Below are 25,869 nucleotides of genomic sequence, written 5' to 3'. Positions count from 1 at the left end.
CGGCGAAATCCGGACGATATGTAAGAAATGGAAATGGTCGAGGCCCGGTGGGGCTCCAATCCACGCTTCAGCGGCGGCGCCTCCTTCCGCTTCGTGCGCGCGGAGGGCCAGACCTTCCCCAGCCAGCGCTGTCTGGTGCCCGCGTCGGAATTCCATATGACCGTAAGCGGCGGCAAGCAGTATCGAGTGCGGCTCGAGGACGGCAATTTCTTCTATCTCGCGGCGATCTGGGAGCCAGCGATGGCCGAGTGGCCCCTGTCCTTCCGCTTCATCACCGTCGCAGCCAACCCCGAAGTCAGCCACTACCAGGATCGACACGGTGCGATCATCCTGCGCCGGCAACGCATGCAATGGCTCGACCACCTGCTCCCAAAGATCGACCTTCTCGAAACACCGCCGGCCCGCACGTTCATCGTCGAGGAAATAAACGGCGGCCCGAGGCAGAAGAGGCTTGCCGTCTAGTCCGGGATCGGGATGTCCATGGCGGCCATCTGAGCGATCAGCTCTGCCCTGGTGATCGGAACATCGAAGCGCCATTCAAGGAGCCGCACACCGTGGCGAGCCAGCAGCGTGCGCTTTTTCTCGTCACGCAATTGGGTGAGCTTGAGCCCCTCTTCGCCGCCGAAGAGCGTCACGGGCGCGTAGTGCTGCTGCCCTTGATACTCGATGGCGAGGCCCAGTTCCGGCACATGGATATCGACCGATTGCATGCCGAGGAACGCCGGGCGCCATTGATGGACCGCGGAGGGCCATAGGGTGCGAACCAGATCGAGAAGCGCCACCTCGGACACCCAGCCCCGTCCGATCTCGGGAATCGACCGCGCGCGGCGGAATGCCTCTTCGGCAGCGACCATGGCGGTCGCAAAGAACGCCGATGCCCCGGTATCGGCGGCGCCGATGTTGATGGAGAAGATCCGGCCGCGCCGCGCACCATGGTTCGTGAACTGCGCCATATGGCGCCGATAGGCAGCCCAATCCGAAGCGGGCGGCATGGGCGGTATCATGGTCGACCCGAAATCCGGCCGAAGCCTGATCAGTTCCTCCAGGACAGGCGGCTCCAGCGCAAATTGCGCATCAAGATCGCCTAGAAAGGCCTCGAATTCCTCAAGCAGTCGCCCCGCAATGAGCGACGATTCCGCATGTTTGCGCGCCAGCACGCGGACATCCTGCGCGCGCAGCCGCGATCCTGTCAGGAACCTGAGATAGATAACTTCGTCGAACAGGGGCTCACGATCGCGACCGGGCACCGCATCGACCAGCGCGAGCGCCTCATCGAGGCGGTCAGCTTCCGTGAATTCAAGAACGCGCTGCCAATGCGGATCAGGGTCCCAAGGTCCGCCATCTAAATCGGGTAGGTCGGCTGGGAGGCCGGTCCCGTCAGCACCGCGCCATTGATCGCCAAGCAGGCGCGCCTGCAACCCGTAACCCCGGGCCCGCTGATTATCCTCCCACACACGGGCAATCGGCAGCGCTGGATCGAGGGGATTGGCCGTCCAGGATTGACCTTGGGCGATCCCTTCGGGTCGCATCACATAGCCGATGTCGAAACCTGCGGCGGCGTAATCAGCGATGGCGAGATCGCCGATGGCTTCGACGATGCGCTCGAACAGGCGGACCTGATCTTGACGAACCCCGACCGAAAGAAGGACGCGGCCGCGCGCCGAGGTCTGCCTCGAAATGCCGGGGGCATGGGCCGAAAGCTCAACGGCGCGCTGCCGTCGGATCCCCGGCCCTTCGAGGAAGTGAATGCGGTGGGTGATGTCGTCGGGGAAGTCAGGATAGGTCAACGGCACTGGCGTCATCGCCTTGGGCGACCGCTTCTTGGGCGGCCCCTCCGGACCATATTCTGTCAGCAGCTCACCGCAGAGCACCGATAGCCGAGTGAAATGAACGGCCGCTGCCGTGCCTGCCGCGCGTTTGCCGGCGAGCGTCGCATAGAGCTTCTGCCATTTTGCCAGATCCTTTCGATAGAATTCGCGGGACATCCGGCTGCGCAACGTATCCTCGTGGAGCTTTGCTGCCTCACGGAACGCCTGAAGACCGGCATCTCCCTCTTCCGGTGACGGGGGCTTGAGCTCCACCGCGCGGGCCCGGTCAGCCGAACGAGGGCGAGCCATCGGCCCAGCCCGACGCCTGCCAGAGGATATTGAACTGCTCCTGCAGCAGCGGCTGCATCGGCACGGCAAGATCGGTCACCTGACGCTCAGGCAGGAACAGCTCGGGCTTGCGGATCTTGCGGCCGCCACCGCGGGCGCGCGTTAGCTCGACGTCCTCCATCCCTCGAAATGCGATGGAAACGAGGCCGGAACCGGCAAGTCCTACGTCGGCGAGCACGGCGGCAAGGCGCTCGAGGTGGGCTGCGATCGATGCCTCCAGCGCGCGGCCATCCACCAGGATTTCGGGATCGTCGTCGATCCGGGCGCCGATCATTGCCTCGAATTCGATCAGACCGGGGCGAACCAGGCGCGTGCGCCACCGGGTCTCCGGGTTGTTTTCGGTCTGGATGAGCGGCAGGCCATAGCTCCACCACTGGCGCTCATCCGAATCCGACTGAACCCGGACCTGGCTGTCAGGCGGAAAGCGGAGCGCCGCTGCAAGGACGGTCTTTGGATCGAGAGCCGGCCGATCCATCGCAGCCAGCGGCACAATGCGCAGCGTCATGCTGGGCATGGCGACGATCTCGGGAAGCCCTCCTCGCATCCGGTCCGCCGCCAGCTCCGAAATCGCGGTCCGCGCGGCCTCCCAGCGGGGATCCACCGGCGCCGCCGCTGGCGCCGGCGGCGCGACACGGATTCGGGAACGCCCAACCTTCTCGAATGCGTCGATCGCGCCGATCAGCGTTCCGGCGCGCGCATTGAGCTCCCTGATCGCGTCCAGAGTGCTCTGCTGCATGCCGTGCCGCACGTCATAGTCGGTCTTCGGCCAGGCCATGTTGCGGTTCCGGTCCATCACATGGATGCGTTCATAGACCAGCTCCATGAGAGAGGTGTTCGCCGCGCGGACCGCCATGGCGGCCTCCTGTAGCGCGGGGTCCTCGAAATCGAAGGCAGCGCCCGCCCAGGTCGCAGCCATGTCATCGAGCGGATCGAGCGCCTTGCACGGGTAGGGCGTTCCGAAATTATGGTCTCGCAGGAACTGGCGCAGCAGCTCCGGGATTTGCTGGCGATAGCGCTGCAACAGCTCGACGTCGTGGGGATGAGGCTCGGCCGGCGGCGCAGCCGCCATAAGAACCTCATCGTCGAGGATCAGGCGGAGGGCACTCTCCAGATCCTTCTGAAGCCCCGCCCGTGCCGCCTGACGCTCCTCGTCGGTCGCATCGGCCGGGCAGTGGAAGAGGATCGGGCGTTTGAAATGAGTGAGGTCGAACGGAAGGGGATGCTCGTCGGGATGGCCCATCGCCGTGTTCATGACGCCGATCATCCTGCCCCACCCGCGCGATTTCAGCGCCCAGCCATGCTCTAGCAGGACATTGGGGTTGGGCGAGAGCTGGCCCTTGGCGCGCGTGGCAACATGCGTGAGGTCGGACAGGAAGGCGACCGCCCGGTCGATCTTTCCGAAGATGGTGTCCGCTAGCGGCGGCATTCCCGGCACATCCACTGTGTCGCGATCGGCGCGAAGCTCACGATCGGCAGGATCGACGTCGGCGTCCGCATTGACGGTGCGTATGGCGCGATCCAGCGCCCACTGGACCAAGCCGCGACCGATCCGGTTCTCAGTGTCGCTTTGCCAGGAATAGAAGATATGGTGCGGCATTCAGGTGGCGATTCTCGTCGTTATGACGGACGCCCTCGCTAACATGCCTGCCTGACTCAGGCATCAACGACGCACAGTCCCGCGCCCAATGATTGTCATCAATGACACTCTACCGGGCGCTTCTAGGTAAAGTGTCATTGATGGCATCTTAGGAGCAGGTAGGCCGGGCTGCCCCGATCAAAGCGGCGCGGGTCGCGAGCCCATCATCCGCGTCTCCAGATTGCCCCCCGGCCGACGATGCAGGTCGATGATGTGGCCCATCGTCGGTGTGAATTCTATCAGCTTGGCGACCGTCTCATAGGATGTGTTTGGCCCGAAATAGCGCTTCGCGCCGTGCCACTTCCGACCTTCGATCAGTCGGACCCGGTATGTCGTAGCGGCCACCGGCACGGTCACCCGTTCATTGGCGGCAACGTAGATCGACAGCGCATGGGCGTTCGTATCCGGGTCCATCAATTGCACCACTGCATTGGAATCGGCGGCCGCGATCGTTAGATAGCTGCGCGAAGCCAAACCTACCACATTGCCAGCGACGGTTACCGACCCGCTCTCCGGAAACGGCTGCGCCGGCTCAAGATCGGGAATCCAGCCATGACGCTGCGCATCCCCATAGAATGGGATCAGGATCAGCAGCAGGCCGAGCACCGGCAGGGCGAAACGGAAAGCGAGCGCCGCTGCAAACGGTTGTCGGCGATATCGCTGGTGGTGCGGATCAAGCCAGGCCGCCTCGATCCGCCCCCGACCCTCGTTCCATCTCGTGCGGTTGGCGCGCTGCCTGTAGCGCGCTCGCATATAGTCGCGATCATCGATGCCCATTGGACAACCGCCTACTGCCGAATGTCCGGGTCAAAGACGCCCCGATCAAAACCAACCGTCCTTGCGGCCTTCGCCCGTGTCGCGAAGGTTTCGGCCGTCGACGGCGGAACGACGGATCTCCAGCTCAACCTCATCACCCTTGCGCCGGGTGCGGAAGTCCGCGTTGCTGAGGCCGTTGCGCCGGGCATAGTCCTCGGCGGCCTTCTCGCTGCCGAACTTGCCGCCTTCATCAAAATCCCATGCCATCGTCAGTCTCCTTGCATTCAGCCGGCACCGCGCCGGCCGTTCGTCATCAAAGGTCAAGGCCCAGGCTGCGCTCGGGAAGCGGCGGCAGCAGGTCGGCCTTTTCGGGCTTGAGGTCCGGGGGTGCCTTGAGGCCGTCGCCCTTGATCGGAGCTGCGGGCTCGAGCGGCCCATCCGGAATGGGGGGAAGATCGGCGAGGATGTCCGGCTGATCCGCGAGGTTGATCCCGTCGATCGGACCGGGATCGAATTTCACCGGCTTGGCGCCGCCCTTCCTGCCGTCGATATCGAGACGGCCGACCGTCTCCAGGGCCGAGGTCTTGTTGCCGGCATTGTGGTCGAGCTGGCGTTCGAGCTTTTCCTTATCGTCGACGATCATGGTGAGTTCGTCGCGCACGCGCGTCACGCCGACATTGAACAGGCGCTGGTTCGACAGATTGCGCTCATGGCTGTCCATGACCGTGATCGCCTTGTCGGTGGTGATGCCCTGCGCCATGTGCATGTTGAGCGCGTAGGCGAGGTCCAGGCGTGAGAGCATCGGATCACCGGGCGCCAATGTCAGGGTCTGATTACCCGCCGTTTCGACGGTGATGCCCGAGGCGTCGGCCGAGATAATGCGGGCAAGCGCGGCATTGTGCAGGTCGCGGGGCTTGTCGTTCGCGGTCCAGCGGATGCGGTCGCCCTCGCGGATATGCAGATCCTTCTTCTCCGTGAGTTCGAGGCGGTCCCGCTTCTCCGTCGGCGAGAGGCGCTGCGGATCGAAACGGATCTTGCGGCGCCCATCGACCAGTTCGACCTTGCCCGAGGGCAGCACCCTGGAGACGTCATAGCGTCCTTGCGCGAGCCCGACGTCCTGCGCGCCGCCGCGGCCGACATCGAGGGTGAGGCCGGGCCGATAGCTGGCCGCGTAGCGCAACTCCTCACGGGTCAGGTTCACCCGGTCGTAGACGATGAGGTGGATGCCCTCGCCCCGCACAGTGCCTTCGGCGGCAAGGCCGTCCTGAATGCGCTGGTTGATGATGGCGCGGGACTCCCGGCCGGAGGCAAACACCTGGGTCGCCCCGCGGTCGTCCGCCCCCAGCGCGAGCCACTTGTCGGCGGCCTCTTCGGGCGGGTTCGCGCTTTCGTGGACGTTATCGCCCAGCACCTTCATCGCCTCGCCCGCCTTGCCGACATTGGCGAGTGCGGCGACGGTGCGCAGGGTGTCGGTTCGCTGGCGGATATTCTCGTCCATCCGGGCCATGGTGCCGCCGGCGGCCTGGATCATCGCGAAGGACTTGCCGGCGTCGATCGAGGAGAGCTGCTGGCGATCGCCGACCAGCACGAGCTTGTCGATGCCGAGCGCCTCGACGATGCTGTGGAGCTTCAGCATGTCGGCGCTGGAGACCATCGAGGTCTCGTCCACCACCAGCATCGCGCCACCGAGCCGATCGCGCGCCTCCTCGTAGCGCGGCGTATCGCGCTCGGTCAGGTAGCGCTCATTGGCCAGCACGAACGAGGCGATCGTCTGGCTCTTGATCCCGGCCCCTTCGGCGAGGTCGGCGACCATCTTGTTCTGGAAGGCGAGCCCCAGAACATCCTTGCCTTCGGCATCCGCGATCCGGGCGACCGCCTGCAACATGGTCGACTTGCCGGCGCCGGCGACGCCCTGGACCGTCACGGTCCGATCTTCAGAGGAGAGGATCAGGGTCGCGGCAGCAAGCTGGCCGGCATTGAGCGGGCGATCGGCGGCCTCCTGCAGGCGGGCGGGCGCATCCTGCGCGGGAAGTATCGGCGTCGCCCTGCCCACGCCCGCATCGACCGCCTTGAGGATCGCCTCCTCAGTGCGAAGCGCCTCCTGAGTGGTCACCATCTCGACGCCCTTGTCCCCGGCACGGGCGACGCCGGGGATCAGCTGACGGTTATCGTAGAGCTGCTCGATCCGATGCTCGACCGTCTCGATGGTGACGCCCTTCAGACCAAGATCCAGCGCGGTCTTGGAGAGCTTGTTGACGTCGAATGCCGCCTCGCGCTCGGCGAGGATGCGGACGGCCGAGGCCACCGCCAATTGCGTCCGGGCGACGGCCGGCGATTTGGTGGCACGGGCAAGGCCGCTGTCGATCAGCGGATCGGGCGAGCGCAGAAAGCCGCCGATGAGATCCCGCGCACCAGCGATCGCGTCGGTGACCGCCCGGAAGCCCCGCTCCAGCTTGTTGTCGGCTGCGCCCTGCCCTGCCCGGGCCAGCGCCGAGGCGAGCAGTCCCTTGCCGTCGAACCCGAGCTCCGCCGCCTTGTCGATCCAGCCTTTCTGGAGCCCGTCGCGGTCCTCGACATTGAGCTTGGGATCGCGGGTGGTGGTGGTCACGCCGTCGCGCCCCTTGGCCGAGACGATGCCGAGTTCGGCCGCCTTCTCGAGGATCGCCTCGCGCCGCTGGCTGAAGGCATCGATGATCGCCTTGGGCACACCCATGATCTCGAATGTGCCGTGCTTGCCCTTGAGCTCGACCTGGTAGCCGAGCTTCTCCAATCCGGCGCGCAGGTAGGCGTGGTAAATTGCCCCGATGACCGCGTTGTTCGACCAGATCTTGTCGGCGTGGAGGGCCTGCCATTTGCCGTCGGGCATCTGGGTCAGATTGCCGATGACAGAGTGGACATGGGCCTGCGGATCGAGCGCCCGGCTGGTGTCGTGCTGGAACAGCGCATAGACGAGCTTGCCGGTCGGCACCGGCACCTTGCGGCCCTCAACGTCCTTGCGCCCTTCGGCGAGATTCTTCTCGACCCACGCCATGGTTTTCTGGACCGCGGCCATGTTGGCGGCGAGCACCCGCTTGTCGCCGGCGACATAAGCCATGACCGATACGGACTTCGGCGCCGAGAAGGTGAGATCGACACCGTTGCGCCGGTTTTCGACCTGGGCGACGCCCTCCCCGCTCGGCAGGACGCCGCCCAGAATCTGCTCGAAACTTTCGCGACTGACTTCGCCATCGAGTGCGAGGGCGTCGGCCCCTGCCCCGCCCCAGGCGCTGACCTCGGACGAGCCATCCGCCGTGTAGTAATTGTCCTTGAAATCGTCCTTCGCGAAATAGTTCGCGGCGCCTGATGCGGAGCGGACGGCGGCGACCGAGAGCATGGATCAGATCCCCATGTCGAGATCGTCCTGGTCACGGCCCGCGGCGAAGCCCTGACGCAGTTCGATGATGGTCTGATCCTCGACCTGCGGCGCCTGCGGTGACGGTCCGCGCCGGTCGTCGGCGGGCCGCTGGCCGGCCTCCTGCTGGGCGTCCCGGCCGCGCGCGCCGTCCTCCTTTCCACCGCCTGACCCCTTCGCCTGAGGGGGCACCGGCCGGTCTTCGCTACGCGGGGCGATACGACCGGTTTCGGCGACCTGGCCCTCGCTCGGCGACTGCAGAATCCGCGCCGCCATTTCCTTGGCGAGATTGGTCGGCTCGACCACTTCATCCACGATCTGGACGGCGCCGTCCCTGCCGCCGGCCTCACTGCCCTCCTCCTCGAAAATCTCCTCCCCGCGCCTGGACCGAACCGGCTGCATCACGGGGCGCTTCAGGAAGCCCGGCGCGACGATCGGGTAGTCCTTCCATTCGAGCAGGATGCGCGCGGCCGGGAAGCCGTCGGGGAATTTCACGAAGCCGTGCATCGAGGGCAGGTTGGTGATGTCGTCGGGGATCACGAGAGGCTCGACCTGCTTGCGCGGGGTCAGGGTCGAGGCGTCGCGGTTGTTGTTATAGCCGTAGCTATAGGCCTCATCCATCTGCCGCACTTCGCGGTTGCCGATATATTGCGAGCATTCCTCGGCGGTCTTGAACTCGCTGGTTGCGAGGATGAGCTTCGAGCGGGCGAGCGAGGCGAGATTTCGCGCGCCCTCCTCGCCATAGACCTCGACCAGCTTCTGGAAGCTGTGGAGCCCCAGGATCATCGCGCCGCCGAAGTTGCGCGCGGTCTGAAGGCCCTTCTCGATCGCCGGCAGGCGGTGCAGCGCGCCGACCTCGTCGAACATGAACCAGGTCCGCAAGCTGCGCGTGCGCGGCAGGGTCATGAGGCTGGTGATGGCGATGTTCATCCAGAGCGTCAGCAGCGGCCGGTTCATCTCCAGGTCGTCGTAATCGGAGGTGACGAACAGGATCGAACCGGGTGCGCGCTCGGTGGTCATCCAGTGCCGGATCGAGAACGGCTCGCCTTCGTCGGGCAGGAAGCGCAGGACCTGCGCGTTGGTGTTGAAGACCGCCCGGATCGATTCCGCCATGCGGGCCGCTTCAGGTGCGGTCAGCGGGTCGGCAATGGTGTTCGCGAGGAAGCGATGCACCCGCTTCAAATCGGCGGTCATCAGGTTCTCGGCGAGCGCGAGATTGGTGGTCTGTCCCCGCTCCTGAAGCCGGACGCACATCTCGATGAACAAGGTGCGGGCCGCGAGCGCCCAGAAGGGTTCGGACGAGCCGCCATCGGAGGGAATGAGCGCCGCGGCGGCCGACGTGAAATGGCTGTAGGTCGAGCAGTCGTTGAAGATCGACCAGGCGGGGCAGCGCTGATCCATCGGGTTCAGGATCGTGTCGCGCATGGGATCGTAGAAGGCTTCGACATAGGCGCCGGTGAGATCGAAGATCACGGCGCTGTCCTGGCGCTGGCGCATCTGGCTGACCAGGCTCCTGAGCTCGGTGGTCTTGCCCGCGCCGGTGGTGCCGATCAGCATGGAATGGGACTGCTCGAGGCGGTGCGGATAGGGGATGCCGGCGAGCGTATAGGGATGGTGGATGCCGCCCGCCTTCCGTGTCACGAACGGCAGTCTGAGCACGGCGGCGGGCGAGCGGCCGGGGAAGAACTGGCGCGCGTCCTCCTCGAATTTCTCAGCGTTGTGCTGCGCGATTTCGGAGACCAGCACGGCGCGATCGACCAGCATGGCGCCGCGCTCGTGGCGTTCCTGAAGGATCGAACGCCCGCGCCTGCGCGAGATGTCGACGAACCAGATGGTAAGCGGCGCGACCACGAAAACCGAGACGAGGATCGAGCCGATCAGCGCCCGGATCGTGGTCTCCCAGGCCTGCTGCACGGCCGGGATATAGGGCACCACGGGCATGACCGTTTTGTAGATCTCGCCATTGGGCAGGGTGACGTTGACGCGCTTGTTGGGATTGAGGTCGACCCAGTTCCAGAGCGCCGAATAGACCTTCATGCAGACGAGCTGGAAACCATGCTCGTCGAGGCGGATCGAGAGGATGATGAACCAGGCCGCGAGGAAGGCGAAGAACCAGACCATGATGGGCAGCCGCGCGCCCGAAAACCACATCAGCATCTCGTGGGTGAGAAGCTGCGAGCCGCGGGTGAAATTGCCCGAGTTTCGCTGCACGCGGCCGCGCGCGGAGTGGTGGGTCAGCGGGATGTTTTTCCCGTTCGAGCGGATGTCCTCACGCGCCATGATATTGCACCAGGCGCTTGTCGGTTTCGGCAACGAGGCGGTCGCGCAGCTCGGGATATTGCTCGCGCAGAATGACGTCGAGCACGAGCTGCTGGAACTCGCTGATCCGGGCCAGACGGCGCTGGCTCGCGGTCAGCACGTCGGAGGATGAAAGGAAGACATTGAGGGCCGATCGGATGACGTCGGCGACGCTCAATTTCTGTTCGGTGGCGATCACGCTGAGGCGGTCCCATTGGGCGCGCTCCAGGCGGACGTTGTAATGCCGGTAACTGGTAGCCAAGACCAACCTCCTAGCAGGGAGGCTGGTGGGGACTGAAGAATGGCTCTATTTATAGCCGAGCGGCCCGGTTCCGGCAAGTTGATCGTCATGGACCGGCGGGTCGTAGTCTCACAGACTACGCACGAATGGCTGATTTCCGCCGTTCTTGCCCGCTCACATTGTCGTACTACAACGTAGTCTCCTTTCCTTCCGCGCTAACCCGTTGTGAAACAACGGAACTCATGCACCTTCAGGTGCGTAGGGTGTGCTGTCAAGTTCCGATATTCCCAGCGCCTGGCCCAGTGCGTTTGCGCCTTCTAATTTCGGACCAAAAGTCGGGATTTCCTGTGGGTTTGGGCGAGAAAGCGACAATCGAGCGTTTAACGCTAGGCTTTCATTTAGGCCGCCCTTGTTCTCGAAAAATTCCGGATTGGGGACCAAATAGCCATCATCTGTATCCATTCACACAAAAGCGCCAGCGGTCCTGGCCGCTGTCCGCACCAGCGCTTTGTTTGGGACGCCGCAAACAGCCGAGAAGCCCCGACGGCAGCAACCATCGGGGCTATTTCAGGTGACGCACGTTTGGCAAAGGCGGTGCTACTTCGAGCGCCGTTTCTTCGGTTCAGTCGTGGTCGCTTCCTTCGCCTTGGCGAGGAAGTCGACTTGCTCGGCAATGATCTCGCAGCCGTAACGGTCGATACCGTTTTGGTCGGTCCACTTGGTGTAGTGGATGCGGCCTGTCACCATGATCATCGCTCCCTTGCGGACATGCTCGGCGACGCATTTCCCGATGCCGTTGAAGCAGGTGATCCGGTGCCATTCGGTCTCGGTCTGGCGGTTGCCTTCGCTGTCCTTGAAGCTGTTGGTTGTGGCGAGCGAGACGTTGGTGATCGAAGCCCCCGATTGCGTGGTGCGGACTTCGGGATTGCTGCCAACGAAGCCGACGAGAGTGACGATGTTCTTCATGAGATTTGACCTTTCGAAGCTGTTCAATCCGTCCAAGGGACCATCCCTTTGACTGAGCCCCGATGAGGCCGGGCACGGACAGGTCTGCACCGAACGCAGAGAGGGAAACGCCGCTCGAAGGAGTGGTGCGGGCAGCCGACCGCAGGGCGGCAACACGGTCCGCATGAGCGCGCGTTGCTGGGCCTATCCGGGTTCGGCCAGGGGCGTGATCAGTTCATGAAAGGGGATGATTTCTTGGATGGTCGCGGTTTCGAAATAGGACGTCCAACCATCGGAAACTCTGCCGCTAGTTGCCAATCCCATGTTGTTCAGCGAATGTGGCCGACAAGATGAATACCGAAGCTGACACCTGCCGAAAGTATATTGTTCCGAAGCTGCAATCCGCAGGCTGGGACGATGCACCTTGCGCAATTCAAGAGCAGCGGACATTCACGGACGGTCGGGTTCTTTTCGTAGGCGGAGTGGCTCGTCGGGGCACACGAAAGCGTGCGGATTATATCCTGCGCTATCGGCCCGATTATCCGATCGCGGTCATTGAGGCGAAGGCGGCATATCGTTCTGCGCAGGACGGGGTTCAGCAAGCGAAGGACTATGCCGAGATCCTCGGCCTGCGGTTTGCCTATGCCAGCAATGGACGCGAGATTATCGAGATTGACCTGGTGCTGGGAACCGAGGTTCAGCGGGCTGATTTCCCGGCTCCATCTGAACTCTGGTCCCGGATCGAGAACCAGTTGCAAATTTCTGGGGATGGCTCTGCAAAGCTGCTGTCTGCAGGCTTTCCCGATCCGGAAAGGCCGCTGCGATACTACCAGGAGATCGCCGTCAATCGGGCAATGGAAGCAATCCTTGGCGGGCAACGTCGGGCATTGCTCAATCTCTGTACCGGGGCGGGAAAAACCGCAGTGGCATTCCAGCTCTGCTGGCGGCTGTGGTCGTCCGGTTGGAACAAGCGGGGCGACCACCGCAAGCCGAAAGTCCTGTTTCTTGCCGACCGAAACATTTTGGTCGATGACCCCAAGGACAAAACCTTCGCTCCGTTCGGCGATGCGCGTTGGAAGCTTGGCGCAAACGCGATCAGCCATGGCCGCGACATCTACTTCTCGACCTACCAGGCCATCGCCCGCGACGAGAACCGGCCCGGTCTCTACAAGGAATTCGCACCGGACTTCTTCGACCTCATCATCATCGATGAGTGCCACCGGGGAAGCGCGCGTTCGGACAGCTCTTGGCGCGAAATCCTTGAATGGTTTGAACCAGCCTATCAGCTGGGAATGACGGCCACGCCCTTGCGGGAAGAGAGCCGCGACACATACGCCTATTTCCAGAAGCCGCTTTACACCTACTCGCTGGCACAGGGGATCGAGGATGGCTTCCTTGCGCCCTACCGCGTGCATCGCATCGTCACCGATCTCGATGCTGTTGGCTGGCGCCCTTCGGCGGGCGAGCTGGACCGTTATGGGCGCGAGATTCCTGACGAGGAATACCAGACGAGGGACTTCGAGCGGATAGTCGCGCTCCGATCCCGGACTGAGGCCATAGCGCGCCACCTTACGGACTTCCTCAAGAACACCGACCGCTTCGCCAAGACCATCGTCTTCTGCGTGGATCAGGATCACGCCAGCGAAATGCGGAAGGCGCTGATCAATCTGAATTCGGACATGGTGGCGAAGTATCCCGACTACGTTACCCGCGTCACCTCGGACGAGGGCGACATTGGCAAGGGCAAGCTCAGCACGTTTCAGGATCTGGAATCCGAAACGCCGGTCATTCTTACCACCTCGCAGCTGCTGACCACTGGCGTTGATGCCCCGACCTGCAAGAACGTGGCGCTGGCGCGGGTAGTTGGTTCGATGGCGGAGTTCAAGCAGATCATCGGGCGCGGAACGCGGCTGCGCGAGGACTACGGGAAGCTCTGGTTCAGCATCCTCGACTACACCGGCACGGCGACCGAAAAGTTCGCAGACCCGTCCTTTGACGGTGAACCGGCAGACGATATTACGACAGAGATCGATGCCGCGGGCGAAGTCGTTTCAACGGACGAGGAACAGGCAGTCGAGCCGACAGAACCGACCGGTGAAGGCAGTCCTACAACGCTTCCGCCGGACGAACCCGACACCCTTCCGCGCAAGTTGTATGTCGATGGCGGCGAAGTCGAGGTTGTTGCGCATCTCGTTTATGATCTGGATTCCGATGGGAAGCGCCTGACCTGCCGCAAGCTCACCGACTGGACCGGGGAGAAGGTGCGGACGCTGTTCCCAACACCTGCCGCCTTCCGCGCCGAATGGGCCATTCAGGACAAGCGCAGCGCGATCATCGATGCCTTGGCCGAACGCGGGATCGATCTGGCGGCGCTTCAGGTGGATGCAGGCAGGCCCGAAGATGATCCGTTCGATCTGCTGTGCCATCTGGCATGGAATGCGCCACTCACCACGCGGTCGGAGCGCGCACAGCGGCTGCGCGCCAAGGCGCCCGATCTTTTCCAGCGGTATGGAGAGCCGGCCCGGGCCGTGATCGATGCCCTGCTTGAAAAGTATGCCGCGACCGGGCCTGACCAGTTGTCATTGCCCCAGGCGCTCAAGGTCCAGCCCATCTCGGACTTCGGCAACCCCAGCGAGATCGCGCGCTTGTTCGGCGGCCCCCAGGCCATGCGCGAGGCAGTGGCGGAACTGACCGAAGCACTCTATGCGGCCTGATAATCGATAAGGACAACCATGGCCCGCGCCCCGAAAAAGACCGCTCCCCAGACCACCGCCCAGCGCCTCGATTCCATCGTCAAGTCCGCGCGCAAGATCATGCGCAAGGACAAGGGACTGAATGGCGATCTTGATCGCTTGCCGGTGCTCACCTGGATCATGTTCCTCAAGTTCCTCGACGACCTTGAGCGGATGCACGCCGACGAGGCGGAACTGGCGGGCAGCAAATTCGACCACGCAATCGAGCCGCCCTACCGCTGGCGAGACTGGGCGGCGGACAAGGACGGCATCACCGGGCCGGACCTGCTCACCTTCATCACCGCCGAAAAGACGACATTGCCGGACGGCAGCGAGGGGCCAGGCCTGTTTGCCTACCTGCGATCCTTGCGCGGCACCAACGGCGGGCGCGACCGGCGGGACGTTATCTCGACCGTGTTCCGCGGCGTTACCAACCGCATGGAAAGCGGCTACCTGCTGCGTGACGTGATCAACCTGATCAACGGCATTCATTTCGACAGTTCCGAGGAAATGCACACGCTCGGGCGGCTGTACGAGACGTTGCTGCGCGAGATGCGCGACGCGGCTGGCGATAGCGGCGAGTTCTACACGCCGCGCGCCGTGGTGCGCTTCATGGTCGAACGGATCGATCCCCGGATCGGGGAAACCGTGCTCGATCCGGCCTGCGGCACCGGCGGGTTCCTTACCGAGGCTTTCGCTCACATGGCCTTGCAGGCCGATACCGTGGAGAAGCGGGAGCAGCTCCAGTCCGGCACCCTGATGGGCGTCGAGCCGAAATCGCTGCCCTTCCTGCTGGTGCAGATGAACCTGCTGCTGCATGGACTGGAAGCGCCCGAGATCGATCCGGGCAATGCCTTGCGTTTCCGCCTGTCCGAAATCGGCGAGCGCGAGCGGGTCAATGTGATCCTGACCAATCCGCCCTTCGGCGGCGAGGAAGAGGCGGGCATCTTGTCCAACTTCCCCGACGATCGCCGCACGGCGGAAACGGCGCTGCTGTTCCTGCAACTCATCATGCGGCGGCTGAAGCGCAAGGGCCAGGGCCGCGCCGCCGTGGTCGTGCCGCACGGCACGCTGTTTGGCACCGGTGTTGCCGCCCGGATCAAGGCGGACCTGCTGGAGAAGTTCAACCTCCACACCATTGTGCGCCTGCCCGAAGGCGTCTTCGCGCCTTATACCGACATTGCGGCGAACATCCTGTTCTTCGACACCACCGGCCCGACCGGGCAAATTGCCTATTGGGAGCAGCCCGCGCCCCAAGGTCGCCGGAAATATTCCAAGACCGCGCCACTTCAGTCCGCCGATCTGGCTGATCTGAGCGCTTGGTGGGACGCACGCGGGGACGATCCGCGCGCGTGGCTAGTCGATGGACAGGGGCTGATCGAACGCGATGCTGGCGGGCAGGTCGTTGCAGTTAACCTCGACATCAAGAATCCCAACGCCAAAGGGGCCGAAGATCACCGGATACCTTCAGAAATCGTCGAAGCTGCCTTTGCCAAGGAAGGTGAAGTTCTGCAGCTGCTGGGCGAGCTGCGCGCGCTCGTTTCGCAACAGGCGTTTGCATGAGCCGTTGGCCATCCGTCCCTTTGGGTGAGGTGCTCGAACCGAGCTCTGACCGGGTCCAACTGGACCCGGATCAGACCTATGCGCAGGTTACCGCCCGATTGTGGGGTAAAGGGCTTGCGCTTCGCGGGTTGGTCAAGGGTTCCGAAATTGCAGCCGCACAACAGAACCGCGTCTCAACCAATCAGTTCGTCATTTCCAAGATCGACGCCCGCCATGGTGCCTTCGGGATTGTGCCCGCCGAACTAGATGGCGCAGTCGTCTCGAATGACTTCCCTGCCTTCGATGTCGATCCTGAAAGGGCTCTCCCTGAGTATGTCGCTTGGGTGGCTCGGACCGCATGGTTCATAGCGATCTGCAAGAGTGCGAGCGAAGGTAGCACCAACCGGGTCCGGCTCAAGGAAAGCCGATTTCTCGCGCAAGCCATCCCATTGCCGTCAACTGCCGAACAGCAAGCTATCGTCGCGCGGTTGAACCGAGCCGCTGCGTCGATTGCCGAACGCGGGCATGCTGCCGAGCTGGTGGCAGCCGAAATCGACGCAACCCTGCGCGCGGCCTTTGCGCGGATCGTTGCGGATGCGCCGCGCGTGGCGATGGGGGAAATTGCACCGCTGGTTCGTCGCCCGGTCGTGATCGACCCGGATGCTTCCTATCCGGAATTGGGCGTCCGCTCATTCGGCAAGGGCCTTTTCACCAAGCCTGACCTCGTAGGGTCAGAACTCACTTGGCAATCGCTCTTTCGGATTGAAGCAGGCGATCTGGTTTTCAGCAATATCAAGGCTTGGGAAGGCGCATTCGCCGTCGCCGAGCGCGAACATGATGGCAAACATGGGGCTCCGCGGGAATTTCTTCAGCCGTGTACGCTAAGGGAAGACGAAGTTGCGAGGATTGAAGCGGTTGGCGCGGATCGGGCGATAGCGTTCGAGGGGTTGGTCAATCTCGTTCCAGAGATAGTCGCCGGTGAGCGCGATGTGGCTCCACGGCAGCGGCGCGATCTGGGCAAGTAGCGGGGCGGGGATCGAGACGCCCTGTTCCTCGACGTAGCGAACGGCGCGGCTGAGATAGACGGTGTTCCACAGGATGATCGCGTTGACGACGAGGTTAAGGCCCGAGGCACGATAGGCCATCGTGTCAGCGACGCGATTGCGCAGTTCGCCGAGTTGATGAAGGAACACGGCACGGGCCAGCGCATGGCGGCTTTCGCCCTTGTTGAGGATGGCGTGCGATCGCCGGCGCAGTCTGGGATCGAGCAGCCAGTCGCAGATGAAGATCGTCCGCTCGATCCGACCGATCTCGCGCAGCGCGATGGCGAGGCTGTTCTGGCGCGGCGTCGCGGCGATCTTCTTGAGAATCACCGACGGGGGCACGAGCCCGGCGCCGATCGACGCGCCGAGGCGGAGCACCTCGTCCCAATGGGGCTCAATCCGGGCCATGTTGACCGAACCGCCGATCAGCGCGTCGAGCGGATCGTAGGCGCTGTCGTCTGCGATTACGAACAGGCGCCGCCCGCCCAGGTTACGGATGCGCGGGATCAGCCGATAGCCGAACAGGTGGAACATGGCGAAGATCGTCTCGGTCGCCCCAGCGGTATCGGTCGCATGCTCGCGGATCTCGATCGCGCTTTCGTTGTGGACGAGCCCGTCGAGCACATAGGGCGCCTCGCTTTCGGAGGCGGATATCAGCCGGGAGAAGAAGGAAGCGAACCGGTTCGACAGGAATCCGTACAGCGAGGCGCCGGGTCGTTTGCCGTATTTGGCATTATAGTCGAGACTGGCTTCACCGCGCCCCCCGGCCGGAAAGAACTGCCCGTCGGACGACGAGACGTGCCCATCGCCCCAGATTACCGCGAACGGATGCGCCTGTTGCGCATCGACCAGGACGGCGGTCGCGGTCGCATAGGTTTCGGGGCGGAGATGCCGGTCGACCATCAGCATCATCTGGTGGATAGTGACGCCGCGCGAGCTTTCGGCCATGCGCTCGGCACCGGCGTTGGTGGCATCGGCCAGGATGGCGGCCATCAGCGCAGCCTCGTCACCGGCGGTATCGCCGGTACGGTAATGGGTGAATCTGTCGAGAAACCCGGTCCAGCGATGCACTTCGGCCAGCAGGCCGGTGATCCTGACGCGCGGGACCAGGGCGTACAACCGCCGGCTGAGTGCGACGATCCGATCGCGATCCTCCTCGCCGATCGGACTGATCGACAGCCCCTTGCCGGTCAGCGTGGCGTCGGGGATCGTGCCGTTTGCAGCCGCTACGGCAAGAGCCTTCAAACGGGCGTCCAGCGTCACGGTCCGTTCGCTCCGCCACGCCTCGAAGCTGTCCGGGACGGCAAGCCCGAGCCGCCCTTCGTCGCGCATGGCGACGAATGTCGCACGGTTCAGGAGGTAGTCCTCGAAGCTCCGCCACGCCCGGCTGCCCTCGACCCAGATGTCGCCGGCACGCAGCCGGTCGCGCAGATGCACGAGCAGCGCGACTTCCCACGCGCGGGCATCGAGATCGTCACCCGAGCGGACGCGACGACGCCATTTGCGCGTGAGAAAGGAGAGCGGCACCGTCCGGGGCAACCGACCACCCTCATACATCCCCCGGAGCAGCTGGATCGATGCCAGGATCTGATCGGTCGGTCGGAAGGAGCGGAAGTCGAAGGCGGCGAATATCAGTCTGGCGAGGGCGCGCAGCGACCGGTGCCGATCGATCAGGTCGTCGAACTCGTCGTGCCGGTCGGGGGCGACGATCCGGGAGGCGACCGTGATGCTCGCTTCCAGTGCGTCCCATCCCAGCGCCTCGCCGATCGCCGTCGCCATATCGATGCCGTTCGTGCGCGCCGCCAGCAGCGCCTGTCCGAGCCGGACATGGTCGACCGCGATGCCGTTCAGGATCTGCGCCTCCTGCAACAGGCGCTCCCTGCGGCTCAGTTCCGCCCTGCGCCCGGCGCCGCCCAGCAGTTTGCGAAACAGATCAATGGCCAGATCGGTGAGCGACGCCTGACGCTCGATCACGAAGGCGCACAGCGTGGCATGGCGGCGTTCGGTCGAGAAGCGGTGCATCTCGCGGGCGTGGAGGATGCGTGCTTCCCGGGCGATCACACCGTAACGGTTGGCGTGGATCCTCTTACGGCGCTCGTCGGAGATACCGGCGCGATGCAGTACTTCGAGGCGATCAATCACCGCCTTCAGGCTTTTGAGCTTCGCTCCTTCCGGTGCATCGGCGATCCAGCCCAGCAGCGTGCGGTCGCCGCTGCGTTCGGCGATCAGCCCGTCCAGTCGGGCAAGTGTTTCCGGATCAAGACCTTCGATCAGATTCCGATAGGCCTGTCGCCGTGCCATCGCCCTGCCCGCCAGGGCCAGTCGTTCGACCACCCGCGGAACCGGAACGACGATCCGCGCCGACTTCAGATCGTCGATCACGGCCAGCACGATCGCCTCGCCCCGCTCGGTGCCGACGGCCCCGGCCGCGCCGGCGCGGATACAGCGCCGGTAGTCGCTTTCCCGAATGGTCCGCAAGCCGAGATGCGCCATAATGTCGGCGACATGCTCGCGCCGGGTTTCGTCGCGGCGGGCATAAAGGTCGAATACGACCGGATCGATCCCGATCTGCTCCGCGACGGTCTCGACGACGGCAACAGGAACGATCTCGCCGGCCCGCAGCGGGCGTCCGAGATCGCGCACCAGCGCAAGCTGGACCGCGAAACCGAGCCGGTTGTGCGCTCGACGGCGACGTCGGGCGAATGCGATATCCTCTGCCGTGAGGGAATAGCGGGCAAGAGCCTCGTCGTGGGTGTCGGGCGGCTCGAACAGGATGGAGCAGGCACCGGCATCAAGAAACGCCATCGTGATGCGCCGATGCTATGCGGCGTTGACCGGCTTGCCGGCCGCGCCAGCGCCAACCCACCCGGTCCGTTTCAGCATATCAATCAAAGTCGATCGCGGCACCTGGAAGCTGCGGCACACCGAAGCTTTGCTGGCCCCGCCCTCGAGGGCGGCCAGGATCTGCTCGACCTTTTCCGCACCGATCGTGGGCGGCCTGCCGCCCTTGCGCCCCCGCCTGCGTGCCGCAGCAAGCCCGGCGTTGACCCGTTCCGTGATCAGCGCCCGCTCATATTCGGCGAGCGTTCCAAAGAGGTTGAACAGAAAATTGCCGTGAACGCTTGCCGTGTCGATCGCCTCGGTCAGCGAGCGGAGGGCGACGCCACGCTGTTTCAGGTCCTCGATGATGCGGACCAGATGCGACAGCGATCGTCCGAGACGGTCGAGCTTCCAGACGATCAGCGTGTCGCCGACACGCAGATCGGCCATGCATGCTTTGAGTCCCGGCCGGTCATCGCGCGCGCCCGAGGCCTTGTCCTGATGAAGATGCCGGTCATCGACGCCAGCAGCGATCAGTGCATCGCGTTGCAGATCGACCGATTGGCGCTCATCGCTGCTCGACACGCGCATGTAACCGACCAGCATATGCGACAAACCCCGAAAATGACGTTGTCGTGCATCGTAGCGATCCGACAGGGTTTGTCGCGCAGAATATCGGACAAATTTGCAGCCAAGCGCGTCACCGCTCCGCCGGCCACGGCAAACACATGTTTCCCGTTATGGCTGCCCAGCTCAAAAATCGTTAGGCACGAAACTCGATTGGGTTGCCGTCAATCACTACAACACCGGCCATCCCCATGTGCATATCGTCGTCAACGGCCGTGACGATACCGGCGGGGATCTAGTCATCAACGGCGACTACCTTTCCGCTGGCCTTCGCGAGCGTGCCAGCGAGCTTGCCAGTCTGGAACTCGGCCCCGTCACCGAGATCGAGCAGACCCGCAAGCTGTCGGCCGAGATCGACCAAGACCGTTTCACCCGTATCGACCGCGCCATGGTCGAGGAAGCCGATGCCCGTTTCCTCGACCTGCGCCATGAACCGGCAGCGCCGAGGCGGCAGTTCGAGCGGACGCTGCGCCTGCGAAGGCTCGGCAAGCTGGAGAAGATGGGGCTGGCGACCGAGCACGCGCCCGCCGTTTGGGAATTGAGCAAGGATATGGAGCCGGCGTTGCGCGAATTGGGCGAGCGCGGCGACATTATCCGCACCATGCAGAAGGCGCTCGGCCCGCAGGGCGGCGAACGCGATCCCATGAGCTTCCAAATCCATGACGGAGCGCCCGAGACACCCATCGTCGGGCGCGTCGTGGACAAGCACCTGTCCGACGAGCTGGGGGAGAACCTGACCGTTGTGGTGGACGGGATCGACGGGCGGACGCACCACATCGCCGGCATCGCGCCCGAGCGGCTGGAGGATGCCCGCATCGGCAGCGTCATCCAGATCGGCCCGGCCGAGGCGGCAGCACGGCCGTCCGACCGCACCATTACGGCCATCGCCGAGGACGACATCTATCGCCCGAGCCGCCATCTGGAGCAGGCGAAGTTCGAGGGCCGCGTTCCGGGGGACGATTACGAGGGCTATGTCGATGCCCATGTCCGGCGACTGGAGGCGCTACGCCGGGCCGGGATCGTCGAGCGGATCGACACCGACCAATGGCGCATCCCCGATGATCTGGTCAGCCGCGCCACCGCCTATGACGCCGGCCGCGACAGGCAGGCCAGCGTGCGCGTGCTTTCCCCGGTCGATCTGCAAAGGCAGATCGGTTCGGATGGCGCGACCTGGTTGGACCGGCGGCTGATCCATGGCGAGACGGCCGACCTTGCTCCGGTCGGTTTCGGCCAGCAGGTGCGCGACGCCATGGACCAGCGGCGCGAGCATCACATCGAACAGGGCGACGCCACCCGAGCGCGGAACGGCCGCATCTTCTACCGCCGCAGCCTTCTCGCCACCCTGCGCGAGCGCGAGGTTGCCCGCGTCGGCGCAGAGATGGCCGAGAGCAAGGGACTGCCGTTCCGCGCCGCCACGGACGGCGAAAACGTCAGCGGCAAGTTCACCGGCACCGTGCAGCTATCAAGCGGCAAGTTCGCCGTGGTCGAGCAATCCCATGAATTTACGCTAGTCCCGTGGCGGCCGGTCATCGACCGCCAACTCGGCCGCGAGGTCATGGGCGTCGTGCAGGGCGGATCGGTGTCGTGGCAGTTGGGGCGGCAAAGGGGGTTGGGACTTTAGAGCACCTGAAACGGCGTTGCGACACCGGCGCTATTCGGATAGGAGATAGATATTCGTATTGCCAAGTGTGGAGCTATCTGCATGGGAAACGCTAAGTCAGCAGACAAGTAAGCCGCAACAACAAACACTGTTGTTGCGGCGTTCTGTAAGATCAATCCCAATCTGATTGTTGACGAGCAGGCGCCGCCCGGAATCCTTAATCGAGCGGTTGATTCGTCATGACTATCACACGCCCCGCGTGGGCCTATACGTTGCCGGCAGCCCTGCTGCTGATGGCTCCCTTCGACATCCTCGCGTCACTGGCGATGGATATTTATCTCCCCGTCGTCCCAGCGATGCCCGGCATCCTGAACACGACGCCATCCATGATCCAGCTCACGTTGAGCCTCTACATGGTTATGCTCGGCGTGGGGCAGGTGATCTTTGGTCCAATATCGGATCGCATCGGGCGACGGCCGATCTTGCTTGCGGGTGGGGCGCTTTTCATCGTCGCTTCTCTCGGAGCGGCATGGTCGTCAACGGCCGCAGCCTTCGTCGCTTTTCGCCTGCTACAAGCGGTCGGCGCGTCGGCGGCGTTGGTGGCGACGTTCGCGACGGTTCGCGACGTTTATGCCAGCCGCCCCGAGGGTGTCGTCATCTACGGTCTTTTCAGTTCGATGCTGGCCTTCGTGCCCGCCCTTGGCCCCATCGCCGGAGCACTGATCGGCGAGTTTTTCGGATGGCGGGCGATATTCGTCACGCTGGCTGCACTTGCGTTGCCTGCACTCTTGAACGCCGGTTTCAGATGGCACGAAACCCGCCCCTCGGATGAAGTAAACACACGCCGTTCCGTTTTGCCTATCTTCGTGAGTCCAACCTTTTGGGTTTACACGGTCGGCTTTAGCGCTGGCATGGGCACCTTCTTCGTCTTCTTCTCGACAGCCCCCCGAGTGCTCATAGGCCAAGCCGATTATTCCGAAATCGGGTTCAGTTTGGCTTTCGCCACTGTCGCACTGGTCATGATTGTGACAACCCGTTTCGCGAAGTCCTTTGTAGCCAGATGGGGCATTGCGGGATGCGCGGCGCGTGGGATGGCGTTGCTCGTTTGCGGGGCGATTCTGTTGGGAATCGGTGAACTTTTCGGCTCACCATCGTTCCTCAGCTTCATCCTGCCAATGTGGGTAATGGCAGTCGGTATTGTCTTCACGGTGTCCGTCACCGCCAATGGTGCTCTCGCACAGTTCGACGACATCGCAGGATCGGCAGTCGCCTTCTACTTCTGCGTCCAAAGCCTGATCGTCAGCATCGTCGGGACACTAGCGGTAACGCTGTTGAACGGAGATACGGCTTGGCCCGTGATCTGTTACGCCGCGACGATGGCGATGCTAGTTTCGACGGGTCTTGCGCTACTTCGATTCCGTGAGGTTCACGCCGAGGGGTCGCCGGTCGTCTGACCGGCGACTGGCAGGACGGTCGGCACCCATGCGGCGCACCCGTCATCGCAGCTTCATGAATGGCGGTATCCTGTCCGGCAGGATACCGCTCATTTCCCTTGTTCAGTTCATGGCCGTTGCCGAGCATCTGAATTTTCGGCGCGCGGCCAACGCGCTCGGCGTCAGTCAGTCGAGCGTCAGCGCGCGCGTGAAGGCGCTGGAGAAAATCTTGGTGTCCTGCTGTTCGAGCGCCATGCGCGAGGCGTCCGGCTAACGGATGCAGGCAGACATTTCATGGAGCTGGTCGCGGTGGGCGTCGATCAGCTCGATCACGCCGTCAAGACCGCCGGCATGACAGCGCAAGGCGAATGCGGCCGGCTACGCATCGTTGTCTATGCCCTGATTCCGGGCAGCTTCCTTGCAGAGCTGGTCGCCAGTATCGGAAGGACCATCCCAATCTCGACATCGAAATCACGGAGGGCACCGCTGGCGGCCGGTCATCGACCGCCAGCTCGGCCGCGAAGTCATGGGCGTCGTGCAGGGCGGATCGGAATCGTGGCAACTCGCGCGGCAGAGGGGGATAAGCCCCTAATCTGTTGTAGATGAACGTAGCCGCTCGAAACCGGTGATGAGGCTGTCAAGTCCGAAGTTGAACGCAGCATCTATGCCTTCTGTTTCCAACTCGTGAAACAGATCGTGCAGGAAGGACGATGCTGCCTGCCCGGACACATCTGATCTGTCCGACATTCTCTCATCGGCATCAGATGCCTGCTGTTCGAGAACGGAACCGACCACATAGTGACTGACCGCCCGGAGCGCCCAAACAGCGTGCTTCGGACCAAAGCCCGCCGCGCAGAGAAAGCGTATTTGTGTCTCGGCAGCGCCAAAATTCGGTTCTGTCGGTCGAGTGCCGGCATGGATGCGCGCCCCGTCGCGATAATAGAGCAACGCCGTTCTGAAACTCTGGGCGTTCTCTTTCAGGAATAGCCGCCAGTCTTCGTTCTCTTCGGGTAGCGAGCGGGTGTGGCGTTCCGTCAGCATTGCCTCGGCCAGTGCGTCAAGCAGCGCGCGCTTATTCTGGAAATGCCAGTAAAGCGCAGGCTGCTGAACCTTGAGGCGTTCAGCGAGCTTTCGCGTCGTCAGGTTGTCCATGCCAACCTCGTTCAGCAGCTCCAGCGCCGCTGCGATCACGGTGCCCTTGTCCAGTTTGGTCATTCACGTTCCTTCGCCAACGCTTGACAATTTATCACCGATAAGTTCTATGTCTATGTCCTTATCATTGATAAAGTCGCTCGCATTGAGCGGCGCTGGAGTTTCAGGTGCGCAGCTCTGCCATCATCGCCCTGCTGATCGTCAGTCTCGACGCCATGGGACTCGGCCTCATCATGCCGGTCCTTCCGACGCTTCTGCGCGAGCTTGTGCCGGCGGAGCAGGTCGCTGGTCACTATGGTGCTTTGCTGTCACTCTATGCGTTGATGCAGGTCATCTTCGCGCCCGTGCTTGGACAATTTTCAGATGCTTACGGTCGGCGTCCGGTGCTTCTGGCTTCTCTTGCGGGGGCCGCAGCCGATTACACAATTATGGCATCAGCGCCGGTCTTATGGGTGCTCTATATCGGCCGACTCGTCTCCGGCGTCACGGGCGCAACCGGAGCTGTAGCTGCCTCAACCATTGCGGATTCGACGGGGGAAGGTTCTCGCGCACGCTGGTTCGGCTACATGGGGGCCTGTTATGGGGCAGGCATGATTGCCGGGCCAGCACTTGGTGGTATGCTCGGTGGTATTTCTGCCCATGCTCCGTTTATCGCCGCTGCCCTTCTCAACGGCTTCGCGTTCCTGCTAGCCTGCATTTTCCTCAGGGAGACTCGTCGCGGCGATGGCGAGACCGGAAAGCCGGTTCGCATCAAACCATTCGTTCTGTTCCGGCTGGATGATGCATTGCGCGGGCTAGCGGCCCTTTTCGCAGTTTTCTTCATTATTCAACTGATCGGCCAAGTGCCTGCGGCCCTATGGGTCATCTATGGCGAGGACCGTTTTCAGTGGGACACCACGACTGTTGGTTTGTCGCTTGCGGCATTTGGAGCAACACATGCGATCTTCCAAGCGTTTGTTACCGGTCCGCTTTCAAGCCGGCTTGGAGAGCGGCGCACGCTACTCTTTGGCATGGCTGCGGATGCGACTGGCTTCATTCTTCTGGCTTTTGCCACGCAGGGATGGATGGTGTTCCCGATTTTGTTGCTGCTTGCCGCCGGAGGTGTTGGCATGCCGGCCTTGCAGGCAATGCTTTCAAATAATGTCAGCAGTAACAAGCAAGGAGCTTTACAGGGAACGCTTACAAGCCTCACCAATCTAAGCTCAATCGCGGGACCGCTTGGCTTCACGGCACTCTATTCTGCTACCATAGGAGCATGGAACGGTTGGGTTTGGATTGTCGGCGCGATCCTCTATTTAATATGTCTGCCAATACTACGCAGACCTTTCGCAACTTCATTGTGATTGAGTCATGGCGAATTGGTATGCGTAGACTTACGGGGAATGACGGATTAAATCCGTTGAGCCATCATCTCCTCTCGGGGCGAGTGCCGATGATGACCTTAGGGTCAAAACTCAATCAGCCTCTTGAATCGCAGCCGGTTTCCTGATTCACCTG

Annotated in this window: 18 protein-coding genes and 2 pseudogenes; 8 read left to right on the top strand and 12 right to left on the bottom strand. The window is 63.1% G+C overall.

The window, feature by feature from the left end:
- Nucleotides 1-27 precede the first annotated feature (27 nt).
- The gene (locus Q0316_RS11170; protein WP_298672329.1) at nucleotides 28-462 is read left to right on the top strand and encodes an SOS response-associated peptidase family protein; all 435 of its coding nucleotides are present in this window, start codon (nucleotides 28-30) and stop codon (nucleotides 460-462) included.
- On the opposite strand, the gene Q0316_RS11165 is transcribed toward Q0316_RS11170, so the two are convergent.
- From Q0316_RS11165 to Q0316_RS11125, 9 genes are all read right to left on the bottom strand, one after another.
- Nucleotides 459-2,081, bottom strand: coding sequence for a hypothetical protein (locus Q0316_RS11165; RefSeq protein WP_298672327.1), 1,623 nt, complete (start codon nucleotides 2,079-2,081; stop codon nucleotides 459-461). The genes Q0316_RS11170 and Q0316_RS11165 overlap by 4 nt on opposite strands.
- A 13-nt stretch (nucleotides 2,082-2,094) precedes the next feature.
- Nucleotides 2,095-3,753 (bottom strand): hypothetical protein, encoded by a 1,659-nt coding sequence (locus Q0316_RS11160; RefSeq protein WP_298672325.1) that lies wholly within the window; start codon nucleotides 3,751-3,753, stop codon nucleotides 2,095-2,097.
- A gap of 177 nt (nucleotides 3,754-3,930) precedes the next feature.
- Entirely contained in the window at nucleotides 3,931-4,569 is a 639-nt protein-coding gene (locus tag Q0316_RS11155) for a hypothetical protein (RefSeq protein ID WP_298672324.1), read from the bottom strand.
- Between the two features lie 45 nt (nucleotides 4,570-4,614).
- On the bottom strand, nucleotides 4,615-4,815 hold the full coding sequence (locus Q0316_RS11150; RefSeq protein ID WP_298672322.1) for a hypothetical protein: 201 nt from the start codon (nucleotides 4,813-4,815) through the stop codon (nucleotides 4,615-4,617).
- 46 nt (nucleotides 4,816-4,861) lie between these two features.
- Entirely contained in the window at nucleotides 4,862-7,921 is a 3,060-nt protein-coding gene (gene mobF, locus Q0316_RS11145) for a MobF family relaxase (protein WP_298672319.1), read from the bottom strand.
- Nucleotides 7,922-7,924: 3 nt separating this feature from the next.
- On the bottom strand, nucleotides 7,925-10,219 hold the full coding sequence (locus tag Q0316_RS11140; RefSeq protein WP_298672316.1) for a type IV secretion system DNA-binding domain-containing protein: 2,295 nt from the start codon (nucleotides 10,217-10,219) through the stop codon (nucleotides 7,925-7,927).
- The gene (locus Q0316_RS11135) at nucleotides 10,209-10,499 is read right to left on the bottom strand and encodes a hypothetical protein (protein ID WP_298672313.1); all 291 of its coding nucleotides are present in this window, start codon (nucleotides 10,497-10,499) and stop codon (nucleotides 10,209-10,211) included. Before Q0316_RS11135 ends, Q0316_RS11140 begins: the two co-directional genes overlap by 11 nt.
- A 219-nt stretch (nucleotides 10,500-10,718) precedes the next feature.
- The gene (locus tag Q0316_RS11130) at nucleotides 10,719-10,940 is read right to left on the bottom strand and encodes a hypothetical protein (protein ID WP_298672310.1); all 222 of its coding nucleotides are present in this window, start codon (nucleotides 10,938-10,940) and stop codon (nucleotides 10,719-10,721) included.
- Nucleotides 10,941-11,075: 135 nt separating this feature from the next.
- Nucleotides 11,076-11,444: a single-stranded DNA-binding protein gene (locus Q0316_RS11125; RefSeq protein WP_298672307.1), complete on the bottom strand. Its 369-nt coding sequence runs from the start codon at nucleotides 11,442-11,444 to the stop codon at nucleotides 11,076-11,078.
- Between the two features lie 329 nt (nucleotides 11,445-11,773).
- Here Q0316_RS11125 and hsdR point away from each other — a divergent pair, with 329 nt between their 5' ends.
- Nucleotides 11,774-14,137 carry an EcoAI/FtnUII family type I restriction enzme subunit R gene (gene hsdR, locus Q0316_RS11120; protein ID WP_367179691.1) on the top strand — a complete coding sequence of 788 codons (2,364 nt, stop codon included), beginning with the start codon at nucleotides 11,774-11,776 and terminating at the stop codon, nucleotides 14,135-14,137.
- A gap of 18 nt (nucleotides 14,138-14,155) precedes the next feature.
- Nucleotides 14,156-15,718 (top strand): class I SAM-dependent DNA methyltransferase, encoded by a 1,563-nt coding sequence (locus Q0316_RS11115; protein WP_298672304.1) that lies wholly within the window; start codon nucleotides 14,156-14,158, stop codon nucleotides 15,716-15,718.
- A gap of 860 nt (nucleotides 15,719-16,578) precedes the next feature.
- Here Q0316_RS11115 and Q0316_RS11105 read toward each other — a convergent pair.
- Nucleotides 16,579-19,545 carry a Tn3 family transposase gene (locus Q0316_RS11105; RefSeq protein WP_298672301.1) on the bottom strand — a complete coding sequence of 989 codons (2,967 nt, stop codon included), beginning with the start codon at nucleotides 19,543-19,545 and terminating at the stop codon, nucleotides 16,579-16,581.
- A gap of 15 nt (nucleotides 19,546-19,560) precedes the next feature.
- Nucleotides 19,561-20,166, bottom strand: a complete 606-nt coding sequence (locus Q0316_RS11100; RefSeq protein ID WP_298672300.1) for a recombinase family protein — start codon at nucleotides 20,164-20,166, stop codon at nucleotides 19,561-19,563.
- 409 nt (nucleotides 20,167-20,575) lie between these two features.
- Between Q0316_RS11100 and Q0316_RS11095 the strand changes: the two genes are divergently transcribed.
- The 4 genes and pseudogenes from Q0316_RS11095 to Q0316_RS11080 all read left to right on the top strand — a co-directional run.
- Nucleotides 20,576-21,808, top strand: coding sequence for a DUF3363 domain-containing protein (locus Q0316_RS11095; protein WP_298672410.1), 1,233 nt, complete (start codon nucleotides 20,576-20,578; stop codon nucleotides 21,806-21,808).
- A 218-nt stretch (nucleotides 21,809-22,026) separates the two neighbouring features.
- Nucleotides 22,027-23,241: a chloramphenicol/florfenicol efflux MFS transporter FloR gene (floR, locus tag Q0316_RS11090; protein WP_298672298.1), complete on the top strand. Its 1,215-nt coding sequence runs from the start codon at nucleotides 22,027-22,029 to the stop codon at nucleotides 23,239-23,241.
- A 28-nt stretch (nucleotides 23,242-23,269) separates the two neighbouring features.
- Nucleotides 23,270-23,568, top strand: a pseudogene (locus Q0316_RS11085) (LysR family transcriptional regulator); the annotation flags it as partial.
- A gap of 139 nt (nucleotides 23,569-23,707) precedes the next feature.
- Nucleotides 23,708-23,812: pseudogene (locus Q0316_RS11080) on the top strand (DUF3363 domain-containing protein); the annotation flags it as partial.
- On the opposite strand, the gene tetR reads toward Q0316_RS11080, so the two are convergent.
- A complete protein-coding gene (tetR, locus tag Q0316_RS11075; RefSeq protein WP_125836496.1) occupies nucleotides 23,809-24,435 on the bottom strand; it encodes a tetracycline resistance transcriptional repressor TetR in 627 nt (208 codons plus the stop codon). The pseudogene Q0316_RS11080 and the gene tetR overlap by 4 nt on opposite strands.
- Nucleotides 24,436-24,539: 104 nt before the next feature.
- On the opposite strand from tetR, the gene tet(G) reads away from it, so the two are divergent.
- The gene (gene tet(G) / locus Q0316_RS11070; RefSeq protein WP_298672294.1) at nucleotides 24,540-25,715 is read left to right on the top strand and encodes a tetracycline efflux MFS transporter Tet(G); all 1,176 of its coding nucleotides are present in this window, start codon (nucleotides 24,540-24,542) and stop codon (nucleotides 25,713-25,715) included.
- Nucleotides 25,716-25,869 lie beyond the last annotated feature (154 nt).

It is taken from the genome of uncultured Sphingomonas sp., assembly GCF_937871615.1.
GTDB lineage: Bacteria > Pseudomonadota > Alphaproteobacteria > Sphingomonadales > Sphingomonadaceae > Sphingomonas.
Note: the sequence above shows the minus strand (reverse complement) of the source record. Positions and strands in the feature narration are given on the sequence as shown.